This is a genomic window from Longispora urticae (genome assembly GCF_053902585.1).
Genome location: NZ_JAQZSH010000035.1, coordinates 76,295 through 89,557, shown reverse-complemented (window position 1 = coordinate 89,557; position 13,263 = coordinate 76,295). Strand labels below are relative to the sequence as shown.

General features: G+C 72.1%; 13 protein-coding genes. 6 read left to right on the top strand and 7 right to left on the bottom strand.

All coding sequences use genetic code 11. The features are described from left to right. Window positions 1-446: 446 nt before the first annotated feature. Window positions 447-1,697, top strand: a complete 1,251-nt coding sequence (locus PT931_RS22935) for an amidohydrolase (RefSeq protein ID WP_456247815.1) — start codon at window positions 447-449, stop codon at window positions 1,695-1,697. A gap of 53 nt (window positions 1,698-1,750) precedes the next feature. Here PT931_RS22935 and PT931_RS22930 read toward each other — a convergent pair whose 3' ends face one another. The 3 genes from PT931_RS22930 to PT931_RS22920 are packed head-to-tail and all read right to left on the bottom strand — an operon-like array spanning window position 1,751 to window position 4,239. Continuing rightward, on the bottom strand, window positions 1,751-2,515 hold the full coding sequence (locus PT931_RS22930; protein ID WP_456247814.1) for a class I SAM-dependent methyltransferase: 765 nt from the start codon (window positions 2,513-2,515) through the stop codon (window positions 1,751-1,753). Next, window positions 2,499-3,626 carry an N-methyl-L-tryptophan oxidase gene (gene solA / locus PT931_RS22925; RefSeq protein ID WP_456247813.1) on the bottom strand — a complete coding sequence of 376 codons (1,128 nt, stop codon included), beginning with the start codon at window positions 3,624-3,626 and terminating at the stop codon, window positions 2,499-2,501. The genes PT931_RS22930 and solA overlap by 17 nt, the downstream gene beginning before the upstream one ends. Further along, window positions 3,613-4,239: a hypothetical protein gene (locus PT931_RS22920; RefSeq protein WP_456247812.1), complete on the bottom strand. Its 627-nt coding sequence runs from the start codon at window positions 4,237-4,239 to the stop codon at window positions 3,613-3,615. Before PT931_RS22920 ends, solA begins: the two co-directional genes overlap by 14 nt. A gap of 83 nt (window positions 4,240-4,322) precedes the next feature. Between PT931_RS22920 and PT931_RS22915 the strand changes: the two genes are divergently transcribed. Continuing rightward, entirely contained in the window at window positions 4,323-6,290 is a 1,968-nt protein-coding gene (locus PT931_RS22915; RefSeq protein ID WP_456247811.1) for a hypothetical protein, read from the top strand. Here the strand turns inward: PT931_RS22915 and PT931_RS22910 are convergent. Next, entirely contained in the window at window positions 6,287-7,675 is a 1,389-nt protein-coding gene (locus tag PT931_RS22910) for an NAD(P)H-quinone dehydrogenase (protein WP_456247810.1), read from the bottom strand. The genes PT931_RS22915 and PT931_RS22910 overlap by 4 nt on opposite strands. 75 nt (window positions 7,676-7,750) lie before the next feature. Between PT931_RS22910 and PT931_RS22905 the strand changes: the two genes are divergently transcribed. Continuing rightward, entirely contained in the window at window positions 7,751-8,194 is a 444-nt protein-coding gene (locus tag PT931_RS22905) for a gamma-glutamylcyclotransferase (RefSeq protein WP_363730801.1), read from the top strand. Window positions 8,195-8,332: 138 nt separating this feature from the next. Here PT931_RS22905 and PT931_RS22900 read toward each other — a convergent pair whose 3' ends face one another. Beyond that, window positions 8,333-9,274, bottom strand: coding sequence for a GNAT family N-acetyltransferase (locus PT931_RS22900; RefSeq protein ID WP_456247809.1), 942 nt, complete (start codon window positions 9,272-9,274; stop codon window positions 8,333-8,335). A gap of 49 nt (window positions 9,275-9,323) precedes the next feature. Beyond that, window positions 9,324-10,067: an SCO6745 family protein gene (locus tag PT931_RS22895; RefSeq protein WP_456247808.1), complete on the bottom strand. Its 744-nt coding sequence runs from the start codon at window positions 10,065-10,067 to the stop codon at window positions 9,324-9,326. 131 nt (window positions 10,068-10,198) lie between these two features. Here PT931_RS22895 and PT931_RS22890 point away from each other — a divergent pair, with 131 nt between their 5' ends. Continuing rightward, the gene (locus PT931_RS22890) at window positions 10,199-11,176 is read left to right on the top strand and encodes a DUF4349 domain-containing protein (RefSeq protein ID WP_456247807.1); all 978 of its coding nucleotides are present in this window, start codon (window positions 10,199-10,201) and stop codon (window positions 11,174-11,176) included. 64 nt (window positions 11,177-11,240) lie between these two features. Here the strand turns inward: PT931_RS22890 and PT931_RS22885 are convergent, their stop codons facing one another. Further along, window positions 11,241-11,681 carry a DoxX family protein gene (locus tag PT931_RS22885; RefSeq protein WP_456247806.1) on the bottom strand — a complete coding sequence of 147 codons (441 nt, stop codon included), beginning with the start codon at window positions 11,679-11,681 and terminating at the stop codon, window positions 11,241-11,243. 72 nt (window positions 11,682-11,753) lie between these two features. On the opposite strand from PT931_RS22885, the gene PT931_RS22880 reads away from it, so the two are divergent. Then, entirely contained in the window at window positions 11,754-12,287 is a 534-nt protein-coding gene (locus PT931_RS22880; RefSeq protein WP_456247805.1) for a TetR/AcrR family transcriptional regulator, read from the top strand. A gap of 354 nt (window positions 12,288-12,641) precedes the next feature. Next, entirely contained in the window at window positions 12,642-13,169 is a 528-nt protein-coding gene (locus PT931_RS22875) for a helix-turn-helix transcriptional regulator (protein ID WP_456247804.1), read from the top strand. Window positions 13,170-13,263 lie beyond the last annotated feature (94 nt).

Below are 13,263 nucleotides of genomic sequence, written 5' to 3'. Positions count from 1 at the left end.
GTGCTAGGTGCCTCAGTCGTCACGTGGTCGTTCCTCCCGAACCCGACGCGCCTAGTGTCCTAGAAGACCGCCCGGATGCGAAATCGGGAGACGAAATCGTCGTACTCCTTGACGATGCGTCTATGTGACTGGCACACAGGGTGGTATCTCGCCGCTTGGCCCGGCGGCGTGACCGCGTGATGCGGGTCGATGCCGGGCGCGCGACGATCGTAGCCAGAATTATCGGCCTTCCGACATGGAAAGTGGCGCACAAAGTGTCCGCTTGTCGCCCTATGGGTAACGGTTAGTGTTGAGCGCGACCCCCACCGAAACTACTCACCGTAGTTAGATCATGACCTTTTTCTTCCCATGTTATGGATACTTCACCTGCGGAGCGTGACCGGGACGGGGGTCGGACGTTATAAAGAACATATTCCTTAGTCCCGACTGGAAATCGAGAAAAGACAGTGACGAGCGCACTGAGCACGCTGACGTCGCCCTGGCCCTCTGACTCCGACAGCCTCACCGGCTCCGACCCGCTGCCCGGTCAACTCGACCGCTGGCTCGCGGCGCACGGCGCCGAGCTCGTGGCTACCCGACGACACATCCACGCCCACCCGGAGCTGTCCGGCCAGGAGTTCGGCACCGCCGAGCTCGTCGCCGAGAAACTGCGCGCGGCCGGCCTCTCGCCGCGACTGCTACCCCGGGGCAACGGGCTGTTGTGTGACATCGGCGAGGGCGACCGGGTCGTGGCACTCAGAGCCGATCTCGACGCCCTTCCCCTCCCGGACGTCAAGGACGTGCCGTACCGGTCGACCCGCGACGGCATCGCGCACGCCTGCGGCCACGACGTGCACACCACGATCGTGCTCGGCACCGGGCTGGCGCTCGCCCAGCTCGCCCGGGACGGCCAGCTCGACGGCCGGGTCCGGCTCGTGTTCCAGCCGTCGGAGGAGAAGACCCCGCAGGGCGCCCCCGAGATGATCGGCTTCGGCGCGCTCCAGGACGTCAGCGCCATCTACGCCCTGCACTGCGACCCGCGGCTGCCCGTCGGCCTGCTCGGGGTGCGGCCCGGCCCGATCACGGCCGCCGCCGACATCCTCGAGGTCGAGCTGACCGGCCCGGGCGGGCACACCTCCCGGCCGCACCTCACCGTCGACCTGGTCAACGCCCTGTCGAAGATGGTCACCGACGTGCCCGCCCTGCTCAGCCGCCGGGTGGACCCCCGGGCCGGGCTCGTGATGGTGTTCGGCGCGATCGGGGCGGGCGAGGCGGCCAACGCGATCCCGAACACCGGGTTCGCCCGGGCGACGGTGCGGGTCCTCAACCGCGATGTGTGGCGCACGCTGCCCGACCTGGTCACCGAGCTGGTGCACGACGCGCTGGCCGGCACCGGGGCGAAGGCCAACGTGACGTACACCCGGGGGGTGCCGCCGGCGATCAACGACCGGATGGCCAACGCCGTCCTGGCCGGGGCCGCCAGCGCCGCGCTCGGCGCGGACCAGGTGGTCGAGACCGAGATCAGCCTGGGCGGCGAGGACTTCGCGTTCTACCTCGACCAGGTGCCCGGCGCGCTGGCCCGGCTCGGCGTCGGCGTGCCCGGCTCGGGCAAGGTCGTCGACCTGCACCAGAGCGGCTTCGACGTGGACGAGCGCGCGATCGGCTACGGCATCCGCGTCCTGACCCACACGGCCCTCGCGGCCGTGGCGACCGCATAGAAGATCAACAGCTTCATCTAGTGACGAATGCGGGAGTGACCGGGTCTCCTCGGTCACTCCCTTCGTGCGAGTACCACCAGGTCGACCGCGCTGGTCACCGGCGCGGGCGGCTCCGACGCGGCGGCGGCCGCCAACTGGTTGAGCCCGTTGGCCAGCTCCACCTCGGTCAGGTGCCGGAACGCCGACACCGCCCGGTGCCGGATCCGTTCCAGGTAGGCCGTCAGGTTCGGCGCGATCTCCAGGGTGAGCGTCGACAGGCTCACCAGGCCCAGCCCGGCCCGCAGTGCCGCCTTCTCGGTCTCCTCCACGGTCGGCAGCCCCGACTCCTCGACCTCGTGCGCCCGGGGGAAGTACGGCGACCAGGCGCGGGGGGACGGGCGGCCCGCGAAGTTGCCGCACAGCAGGACCCTGCCGCCGGGCCGGAGCACCCGGGCGATCTCGGCGAACGCGCCGGCCCGGTCGGCCACGTGGTGGTACACGAGGAACAGCAGCACCACGTCGCACGCGTTCGCCGGCAGCGGGAGGCACTCTGCGCTGCCGTCCAGGTAGAGCACCCGGGGGTGCGGGCGGCGGGCCAGGGCGAGGGCGCGCATCTGCGCGGAGGGCTCGACGGCGTACACGGTGCCGCCGAACCGGTCGGCGAGGCCGGGGCTGAACCGGCCTGTGCCGGCGCCGAGATCCAGCGCGGTCAGGGGGCGGTGCGCGGGCGCGCGGGACGTGAACTCGGCGAGGAGCTGTTCGGTGGTGCCGGGCGGGAGCGACTGGCCGTCGTCGTACCCGACGTAGAGCCCGTCGTCGTAGTTAACGTCCCGGGTCATCGAACCGCCGGGGGTCGAAGAGGTCGATCGCGAGGTCGGAGCCCCCGTCGACGGCCAGCCCGGCGGCGGCCTCCCCGATGGCGGGGGCGAGTTTGAACCCGTGACCGGAGAAGCCGCCGAGGACGGTGAGCCCGTCGCGCGCGCCGACGAGGAAGTGCCGGTCGGGGGTCAGCGAGTACATGCAGGTGGCCATGCGCAGCGGCCGCGGGTCGACCCCGGGCAGGGTGCCGGCCACGATGTCGCCGAGCCGGGCCGCGTCGAGCGCGTCGGCCGGCCGGACCCCGGCGCGCGGGTCCACCGGCTCGTCGATGCCGGGCCAGGCGTGCAGCCCGAGCTTGACGGCCCCGCCGATGGCCGGGAAGCCGTACCAGTTGTGCTCCCAGCTCTCGTCCATCCGGATGAACACCGGGAACCGGTCGGCCGCGTACGCGGCGGTGGCCGCGAACCAGCCGACCACCCGGCGGACCACCCGCACGTGCGGGGCGAGCCCGGGCACCAGCCGGGGCGTCCAGCCGCCGCCCGCGACGACGACGTGCCGGGCGGACACCGTCGTGCCGTCCGCCAGCCTCACGCGGCCCGGTTCGACCTCGACGGCCTCGCCCCGGACCACCTGTGCCCCGAGGGCCACGGCGGCGTCCACGGCCGCGTGGACGGCCTTCTCGGGATAGATGACGCCCGCGTCGTACTCGAAGACGGCCATCATGTCCTCGGACACCCGGTGCTGCGGATAGAGCCGGTGCAACTCGCGCGCGTTGAGCACGTTGTACTTCAGGCCGTGCTCCTCGGCCGACGCGATCGAACCGGTGATCGCGGGCGAGTCCTCCCGCCCGAGCATCAGGCCACCCGTGCGGTCGAGCAGAGTCGTGGCGGACTCCTTTTCGAGTTCCGCCCACAGCCGCCAGGAATCGAGGAGCAGCGGCACATAGGCGGCGCCCTCCGCGTACGCGGTGCGGATGATGCGCGACTCGCCGTGGCTCGCCCCGCGCGAGTGTCCGATGTCGAACTGCTCGACGCCGACGACGTCCACGCCGCGGTGCGCGAGGCGCCACAGGGTCTGGCTGCCCATCGCGCCGAGTCCGACGACGACGACGTCCGCGTTAATAGTCCTCATGATTCTCGGCTTCCCTCTGCGCGCTCTCTGCGGGCTGCTTGGGGGCGTGCCGGGCGGGCGTCTTGCGGATGTGGAATGCGCCCTTCTCGAATACTACCCAGGAGCGCAAGAGGCTGGTCACGGTCTCGGGGGCCAGCGGTTCGCGACTGATGATCGCGGTACCGGCGGCGGGATTGAGATCGTGGTCGTACGCCAGCCAGATGCCCGGGATGATGCCCGCGTTCGAGGGGATCCGATTCACGAAGCGGTAGACCAGAGTTTCGGTGTGCGTACGGCCCTGGAAGACCATCACGTAGTGGTCGTGTTCCTCGTACACGCTGCCGCGATAGCGCAACGGTGGCGGCGTGGCACCGAAAGTCGGCGGTGGATAGCGACCGAAGTTCTCCCGGCTGACCACATAGCGCTGGAGCACCCCGGAACGCACGTGGAACGTACCGTGCCGCAGGTGCAGCCGGCCGTCGATGAAACTGTAGCTGTACGAATACCAGAGGCCGCCGAGCGGATGTCGGCGCAGTCTCCGAAAGGGATAGAGGATGACGCGGTAGAAGGGAACGACCAGCACGCCGATCACGGCACCTACGACGGACGTGATGATCCAGTTCGGTTCCACCACCCGTTTTCCCCCTCCCGACAGGGATTGGTTCGGACAGCATAGGTGATCTATCTCTTTGCGTCGATATCGGTGACACTCTGGGTATGCCTCACACCGAACTCCGGGTGCACGGAGTCGCCGGCCATTCCGCCGAACACATCCTCGGCCGCCAGCACACCACCCGGGTCGCGGGCGACGCCGACGCGGGCTTCTACCGGCCGACGCCGCCCGAGGACCCGCAGGGCCCGGCGGGCCTGGACCTGGAGGCGTACCGGTGGGGGAGCCTCACCTCCGGGGCCGCGTCGAGGGCACTGTGGCTGCTGCTCCTGCCGTTCACGCTGGCCAACCTGACGTTCTGGCTGCGGCCCGCCGGCCCCCGGGGCGCGGGCCTGAGCCGCCTGTTCGCGCTGTCGCTGACCAGCTCCTTCGTGGTCGGGATCAGCGGGGTCACGATGGACGTGCTCGGCTGGCAGCGCGGGCGCGGCGACTGGGTCGGACCCGGCGCGCTCGGCACGGCCGCCGTGATCGGCGTGCTCTGGTTCCTCGGCCGGCAGACCTGGAAGCGGTACGAGTCCTACCGCGGCACCGCCACCCCGCCCGGCACCGCCAGCCTGTGGAACGGCGAACTGCCCGTCGTCCGGGGCCGCGCGCTGCACGTCGGGGCGGCGTTCGCGACCCTCGCCGCGCTCGTACCCGGGCCGCGCGGGTTCACCGTCGCCGCCGTGCTCGTGCTGGCCAGCGCGGCCGTCCTCGTCCTGGTGCCCGCCGTGCACGACAGCGGGGGCCGGCGACCCGGGTGGACGCTCGGCACCGGGGCGGTGCGCACCGCCGGCCTGCTGGTCGCGGCGGTCACCGTCACGCACGCCATGAACGCCGACGTCCCGTACGCGCGCTACGAGCCGCTGCCCGGGTACGCGGCCACGGTCGTCTGGCTGTTCGCCGGCCAGTCCCTGCTCCTGCTGGTCCTCGCCGCGCGCGCCGGCCGCACCCCGGCGCTCGTCGGCTCCTACGCGCTGTGGATCACCGCCCTGTTCAACGCGGGGCTCACGCACCGGGTGGCCCGGCTGGTCGAGCGGCCGTGGGACGACTGGGTGCTGCCGGCGGCGTACAAGTGGACGGCTCTCGGTTTCGACTTCGCGCTCGTCGTCGGCGTGGTCGTCGTGCTGCTCGCGTGGCGGGTGCTCCGCCGGGGCAGGGCCGCCGCGCGCGCCGTCACCGACCGGGACTTCCCCGGCGGCCGGGCCGCCGACCCCACGCGGGCCGGGAGGATCGACGCGGCGATCAGCGGGTCGCGGCTCACCGAGGCGGCCAGGCCCCTGCTCCTCGGGGCCTACGTGCCGCTGCTGCTCGGCGCGCTCGCCGCGACCGGGCTCGCCATCGCCGACGCGCGGGTGCCCACCGCCCTGGTCTGGGCGGTCAACCTCGGGACCTGGCTGATCGGGGCGTGCGTGCTGGCCACCATGGCGCTCGGGCTGTGGGCCTACAGCTCCCAGACGATGCGCCGGACCGTCGGCGCGCTGTGGGACATCGGCACCTTCTGGCCGCGGCTGGCCCACCCGCTGGCCCCGCCGTGCTACGCCGAGCGCGCGGTACCGGAACTGGCCGGCCGGATCCGCGAACTCCGCTCCGTGGTCCTCGTCGGCGACAGCCAGGGCTCGGTGCTCTCCGCCGCCGCGCTGCTGCACCTGCGCGACGTCGAACCCGGCTGGTCCGTCGGCTACGTCTCGCACGGTTCCCCGCTGACCAGGGTGTACGCGACGTACTTCCCCGCGTGGATCAACCCCGGCGTGCTCGGCGAGGTGCACGTGCCGTGGGTGAACCTGTGGCGGGACACCGACCCGCTGGCCGGCCCCGTGACGGCCGCCGACAACCGCCGGCTGCGCGACCCGGTCGAGTTCACGGGCCCGATCAGAGGACACGGGGGGTACCGGGCTGACCCGGCCTACTCGGCGGCGATCTGGGACGTGGCGGCACACGAACCACCGGAGTCCGATGCCGCCCCCGTGCCGGCCCAGCGGGAACCCGGCGGGACGCCGGGGCTGGTGGGGCCCCGGCGACCGGAACGGTCCTAGACGAACTCGTGCTGCATCAGCTGCCGGGCGGCCTCGGCCAGCGACCCCGCCAGCGACGGGTAGATCGTGATCGTCTGGGCCAGCTGCGACACCGTCAGGTGGTGCTCGATGGCCAGCGAGATCGGCAGGATCAGCTCGCTCGCCTTCGGGGCCACGACCACGCCACCGATGACCAGCCCCGACGCCGGCCGGCAGAAGATCTTCACGAAGCCGTCGGTGATGTTCGCCATCTTCGCCCGGGCGTTGCCGTCCAGCGGCAGCATCACGGCCCGGGCCGGGACCTTGCCGGTGTCCACGTCGTTCTGCGACACGCCGACCGTGGCCAGCTCCGGGTCGGTGAACACGTTCGCGGCGACGGTCTGCAGGCGCAGCGGGGAGACCGCCTCGCCCAGGGCGTGCCACATCGCGATCCGGCCCTGCATGGCCGCGACGCTGGCCAGGGGCAGGACGCCCGTGACGTCGCCGGCCGCGTAGATGCCCGGCACGTTGGTCCGCGACACCCGGTCGGTGGTGATGTAGCCCCGGTCGGTCTTCACGCCGTACTCGTCGAGCCCCAGGCCCTCCGTGTTCGGCACCGAGCCCACGGCCATCAGCGCGTGGCTGCCCTCGACCTTGCGGCCGTCGGCCAGCTCCACCAGCACCCCGTTCGCGGTCCGGGTAACCTTGTCGGCGCGCGACCGGCCCAGGATCGTCATGCCCCGGGCCCGGAACACCCGCTCGATGGCGGCGGCCGCGTCGGCGTCCTCGTGCGGCATGACCCGCTCCCGGCTGGAGACCAGCGTCGTGTCCACCCCGATCGCGTTGTACGCGCTGGCGAACTCCGCGCCCGTCACCCCGGAACCGATCACGATCAGCTTCTCGGGCAGGTCCGGCAGGTCGTACACCTGGCGCCAGGTGAGGATGCGCTCCCCGTCCGGCACGGCGTCCGGCAGCACCCGGGGGGTGGCCCCGGTGGCCAGCAGCACGATGTCGGCCTCGACCACGTACTCGGTGCCGTTCGTTGGCTGTATCACCACCCGGTGGGTGTGCCCGAGCGCGTCGGAGCCCAGCCGGGCCCGGCCGTGCACGAAGTCCACGCCCACCTTGCAGAGCTTTGCCCGGATATCCTCGGACTGGGCGATGGCGAGGTGTTTCACCCGGCTGTACACGGCCTGGGCGTCCACCACCGCCGGACCGGCGCTGACCCCGAGGGCCGACGCCGCCGACATGGCGGTCACGACGTCCGAGGACGCGATGAAGGTCTTCGACGGCACGCAGTCGGACAGGACGCACGCCCCACCGGCCCCGTCCGCCTCCACCACGGTGACGTCGGCGTCGAGTTGGGCGGCGACGAGCGCGGCCTCGTACCCGGCCGGGCCACCACCAATGATCACGATGCGAGACACAAGCCAACTCTCCAAACAACTCGACTGCCGGCCAGGCTTATTCTCCACCACGGCAATTCAAGCTATCGTCGGCTGGTGCCGATGTACGCAGCGTATGGCTCAAATCTCGATCCCGGCCGCATGCGGGCCTACTGCCCGCACTCCCCGATGGTGGGGACCGGCTGGCTGGAAGGCTGGCGTCTGACCTTCGCCGGGGAGAAGGAGATCGGGCCGGAGGGCTCGGTGGCCACCCTGGTGGAGTCCCCGGGCGACCAGGTGTTCGTCGCGCTCTACGACATCCACTCCTTCGACGCCCAGGCGCTCGACGACCTGGAGGGGGTGGCCTCCGACACGTACCGGAAGCTGCATGTCCGGGTCGCCACGCTGGAGGGCGAGTACACGGCGTGGCTGTACGTCTTCACCGGCTACGAGGGCGGCCTGCCCTCGGCGTGGTACCTCTCCGAGATCGCCAACGCGGCGGAGAAGGCCGGCGCGCCCGACGACTACGTGGCCGCGTTGCGGGCCCGACCTGCGGCGTAACGGGGCGACACGCCCGGGCGCGGGTACACGGGAAAACTTTCTGGGCGGGGCCACCGGGGCCAGGAGAGGCCCAGGTCTGGGCGGCGCCGTCCGGCCCGAGCTGGAGCACCGGGCGCCCCCGGTACGCCGCTGCAGGGTCTAGACCGGAACGGTCTGCTTGTAGATGTTCGCCACGTAGGCCGGCGTCATGCCCAGCGACTCGTACAGCCGGTACGCCCCGGTCGGGTTCGTCGTGTCCACGCCCAGCCCCACGGCCGTGCGGCCCTTCTCCGCGTACAACGCGAAGGCCGTCTCCAGCAGCATCCGGGCCAGGCCGCGCCCCCGGTGCGCCGCCAGCACGCCCAGGGTGCGCACCCAGCCCTCGTTGCGGTCCAGCGCCTGGTTGGAGGACCGCAGCACCCCCACCATGTCCCCGTCGACCTCGCAGACCAGCCACTCGTCCCACGGCACCTCGCCGGTCAGGGTGGCCTGGAACTCCTCGAACGACCGGTGCAGCGGGTGCGCGGTGTCCGCGAACGTCGCGACCGCGATCTCGTCGAACCGGCGCAGCTCCTCGGGGCGCATGACCCTGATCACCACGTCCTCCGGCGGCACCGGGGCCTTCTCGTCGCCGTCGAGCGGCCTGCTCATCCGGGCGTGCTGGGTGGCGAACTCGAAGCCCGCCTCGGCGAGGAAGCCGATGTAGCGCTCCTCGGTGCCGGGCACCGCCCCCGCGGCGAGACCCAGCTCGGTCGCCCCCTTCGCGGCGGCCCGCTCCACCGCCCGGGCCATCAGGAGGGCGATCATGGTGCGTTGCAGCTCGGCCGGTTCGTCCGGATGCTGGTAGGCCTCGCAGAAGATCTCCTGGTCACCGTCCTCCAGATACCCCCAGCAGACCAGGCGGCCGTCCGGATCGCGGACCAGCCACGAGTCGGCCCCCGGGTCGAAGCCGCTGGCGGTGAGCACCTCCGTGACCTGCGACTCGTCGAAGTCGGGGAAGCCGATCGTGGCGATGTCGCTCGCGTGCAGCATCGTCAGGATCTCCGGGACGTCGTCCAGGTGCGGTCGCGCGGTCGTGAACCCCGTGGGAAAAGTGCTCATGTTCCCAGTGAAGTCCGGCCACCCCACGTCGTCCACCAGATTTCATAAATCAGGGCTTGCGGGACACGACTTCCCGCGCGGCGGAGACCAGGCTCACCAGTTCGGAGCGCTCCGCGGGGGCCAGCGCCCGGAACGCGTCACCCGCGAGCCGGTCCGTCAGGACCTCCGCGTTCGCCCGCCGGCGGAAGAGCGGAGCGATCTCCGGGTACGGCGGCTGCCAGCCGAACGCCATCGCCCCCGCCGGACCCTCCGGCCCCGCCACGATCGCCTCGATCGGGGTGAGCCCCACCGCCCGGACCGCCAACAGGTGCACCCCGCCCCGGAACTCCCGCAACAGGTGCAACGCCACCGCCGCCCGGGCCCCGGGACCGTCCTCCGGGGCCGGCGTCGACCGCCACGCCCCGAACAGGGGCAGCCCCGCCGCGTCCGCCGCCGCCGCGACCCGGCCCGCCAGGTCCGCCAGCCGGGCCACCCCCGCGAAGCCGTCCAGCCGCTCCCTGCCCCACCGGCAGCACTCCGCCAGGCTCGCCTCCGCGATGTCCGTCGGCCGGGCCGTCCGGCGCGCCGCGTGCCAGCCGTCGCGCACCGCGTCCAGCGCGATGAAGCCCATGGCGCTCGCCACCACCTCCGGGCGGACGTCGCCGAGCACGCCGCCCCGGCCGGCCACGTAGAAGCCCCAGCCGGTCAGGCCCATCGCGCGGGCCCGGCGCAGGGTCTGCGGGCACTCGCCGTACGCCGCGCCCAGGGTGTGCACGGCCGCCTTCAGGGCCGCCGCCGTCTCCGCCGGGGTCATCGGGTCAGGCCGGGCGGCCGGGACGCGCGCGGCCGGGCCGGGCGTGCTTCGTGAGCTCCATGTGACCTAGCCTATGCCGACTCGCAACCGACCGGACGGAACCGGGTGCCCAGGACGCACATCGGATCGACATGCGTACCAAGTGGATAGTCATCCCCCTGTTGGCGGTCGCCCTGACCGGCTGTTCGTCCGCCTCCGACGACCGTTCCGAGAAGAGCGCCGCGGGCCCGGCGGCGCAGGCGCCCAACGGGGCACCGCCGCCCGCCAAGGACGCCGCCCCGCCGCTCAAGGGCGCCCCGGCCCAGGTCGACGTGAGCACCCGCTCGATCATCTACACCGGAACGACCACGGTGAAGGTGGACAACATGGAGACCGCGGCCGGGGACGCCGCCGCCATCGCGGAGCGGGCCCGGGGCTTCGTGGGCGGGGAGCAGCGCGGCACCGGGCGGGGCGCGCCGACCGCGACCCTGACCCTGCGGGTACCCTCCGCCGCGTTCTACGCCACGGTCACCGAGATCGCGAAGCTCGGCAAGGAGCAGGCCCGCGAGATCAAGACCGAGGACGTCACCTCCGCCGTGGTCGACGTCGACGCCCGGATCATCGCCCAGCGGGCCAGCGTGCAGCGGATCCGGGGCCTGCTCGACAAGGCCACCGGCCTGTCCGAGATCACCACGATCGAGGCCGAGCTCGCCAAGCGGGAGGGCGAACTGGCCTCGCTGGAGGCCCGCAAGCGCAGCCTCGACGACCAGGTGACGCTGTCCACGATCACCGTGAAGCTGATCGGGCCGGACGCGCCGGTCAAGGTGGTCGAGCCGAAGAAGCCCGAGACCGGGTTCCTCGCGGGGCTGAAATCCGGGTGGAAGGGGTTCACCGGGCTGGTCGACGCGGCGCTGACGGTGTTCGGGGCGCTGCTGCCGTTCCTGGTGGTGCTGGCGATTCCGCTGGTGGGGCTGTTGGTGTGGCGGCGGCGGAGCCGGGGGGTCGCGCGGGTGGCGCCGACCGCGTCCGCGCTGGTGACGTCGGCTCCGACCGGGTCGGTTCCGGTCACGTCGGCTCAGACCGGGGCCGTTCCGGTCGCTCCCGCCCCGGCTGCTCCGAAGGAGAGCTGACCGGACGCCGAACCCGGGCCGGTGGCCGCGACCCGCCGTCGCGACCACCGGCCCGGGGCTCGGGCTACAGCGCCGCCACCACGCACGCCGCCAGGAACACGACCTGCTCGACGGTGCGGGGCAGGAGCGCCGTCGCGGGCCGGCCGCCGAACATCAGCTTCGCGCGGGCCGCGTACACGTTCGCCGGGAACATGGCCAGGAGCAGCAGGCCCAGGCAGATCGCGGCGAGCCGGGCCGTCGGGGGGAACAGCAGACCGGCGGCGCCGGCCAGTTCGAGGACGCCGGTGGCGGTGACCAGCAGGGCGGGGGCGGGCAGGGCCGGCGGCACCATCGCGATCATGTCGCCGCGCAGCTTGGGGTGGAAGTGTGCGATCCCGGTGACCAGGAACATCAGGGCCAGCCCGCCGCGCAGGGCCTCCGGCCAGGTGTCGAAGAGGTCCACGCCGAGCCAGCCGGTGCCCCGGAACAGCAGCGAACCGACCACGAGTGCGATGAGGGGTGCCATGTCCGTACTCCAATCTTGTCAGTGTCAAGACTAGGGCTGGCGTCCTGAACTTGTCAATGGCAAGATGTGGGCATGGGCTACCACCACGGAGATCTCCGCCGCACGCTGCTCGCCACCGCCGCCGAGGCGATCGCCGAGACCGGCCCCGCCGCGCTCAGCCTCCGCGACCTCGCCCGCCGGGCCGGCGTCTCGCACGCGGCGCCCGCCCACCACTTCGGCGACAAGCTCGGGCTGCTCACGGCACTGGCCATCGAGGGGTACGAGCTGCTGGCCGAGGCCCTCACGGCGGCCGGCGGCGACATCCTCGACGCGGGGGTGGCCTACATCCGGTTCGCCATGGCGCACCCGGCGCACTTCGAGGTGATGTTCCACCCGACGCTGTACCGGGAGGACGAGATCGGGCCCGCCCGCGACGCCAGCGCCGCCGCGCTCCAGGCCGGACTGGCCAACCGCCCCGCCCGGGAACTCGGCCCGGACCCGCAGCTCACCGGCTACGCGGCCTGGTCCATCGTGCACGGCTTCGCCACCCTGGCCCTGGCCGGCAACCTGCCCCCCGAGGTGGTCGCCGACCCCCGCCCGGTGATCAGACTCCTCTTCGCGAAATAGGGGGGTGCATTCCTGCACCCTGGGGGTGTACTCTTGCACCGTGCTGGCGGACAACGGCACTCCCAGGAGGTAGGACGCATGTTTCTTAGGAGAGCTCTGTGGTCAGCGCGGGTCGACACCCCAAGAAGGACATCGCCGAGGCGCTCAAGCGGGCGCGGGACGCGGGCCTGAGAGTCGATGAAATCCACCGAGGCCACCGTTGGGGACAGGTCACCTGTGACAGCTGTCGGGACACGTTCGCCGTTTTCAGCACGCCGAAGGACCCCGGCGCGCACGCCAAGCGCCTCGACGGATTCGTAAGGGGGCATGATCATGCTTGAGGCGACGATGGCTGCGAGTCGAGGGAGGCCGACGGTGGCGACTTACGCGTTCACCCTTGTGCTCAACCGGGTGCCGTCCGACGAGGAGTTGGACGAGCTCTACGAAGCGGGCTGCGAAGACGCGTCGTTCGGCACCGAGGGCGGCGGCACGATCGGGATCGCCGAGTTCGACCGGAACGCCGAGACGCTGGCCGACGCCATCGCCTCCGCTGTCCGCGATGTCGAGAAGGTGTCGGGCCTCAAGGCGGTTCGCGTGGCCGATGACGACCTGCTCACCCTGGCAGACATCGCCACCCGGGTCGGCCGCAGCCGCGAGTCGATCCGGCGGTACGCGCTGGGTGAGAGGGGCGGTGGGGAGTTCCCTGTGCCGGTCAACCCCGGTCGTGAGGGCACCACGTTCTACCGGTGGAGCGAGGTCGCCCCCTGGCTGCGCGAGCGGATGGGCATGGAGGTCGACATCTCCTACGCGGCGTTGACGATGGCCAACCTGGTCCTCCAGGTGCGGATGCACCAGGCGCACGTCGAGCATTCCTCGGCCCTCACCGACCTTCTCGATGCCTGACGAACAGGCCGAGCGACAAGGTGGCTTCGGTCCCCGCGACAAGGCGGGTGGTCGGCGAAAGGGTGGGTGGCCGGCGAACGATAGAGGGCCGGCC

Coding starts and splice junctions, on each gene's coding strand:
- solA (WP_456247813.1), bottom strand. CDS start 3,626: ATGAGGACTATTAACGCGGACGTCGTCGTCGTCGGACTCGGCGCGATG.
- PT931_RS22880 (WP_456247805.1), top strand. CDS start 11,754: ATGGGCTACCACCACGGAGATCTCCGCCGCACGCTGCTCGCCACCGCC.
- PT931_RS22915 (WP_456247811.1), top strand. CDS start 4,323: ATGCCTCACACCGAACTCCGGGTGCACGGAGTCGCCGGCCATTCCGCC.
- PT931_RS22890 (WP_456247807.1), top strand. CDS start 10,199: ATGCGTACCAAGTGGATAGTCATCCCCCTGTTGGCGGTCGCCCTGACC.
- PT931_RS22895 (WP_456247808.1), bottom strand. CDS start 10,067: ATGACCCCGGCGGAGACGGCGGCGGCCCTGAAGGCGGCCGTGCACACC.
- PT931_RS22900 (WP_456247809.1), bottom strand. CDS start 9,274: ATGAGCACTTTTCCCACGGGGTTCACGACCGCGCGACCGCACCTGGAC.
- PT931_RS22885 (WP_456247806.1), bottom strand. CDS start 11,681: ATGGCACCCCTCATCGCACTCGTGGTCGGTTCGCTGCTGTTCCGGGGC.
- PT931_RS22930 (WP_456247814.1), bottom strand. CDS start 2,515: ATGACCCGGGACGTTAACTACGACGACGGGCTCTACGTCGGGTACGAC.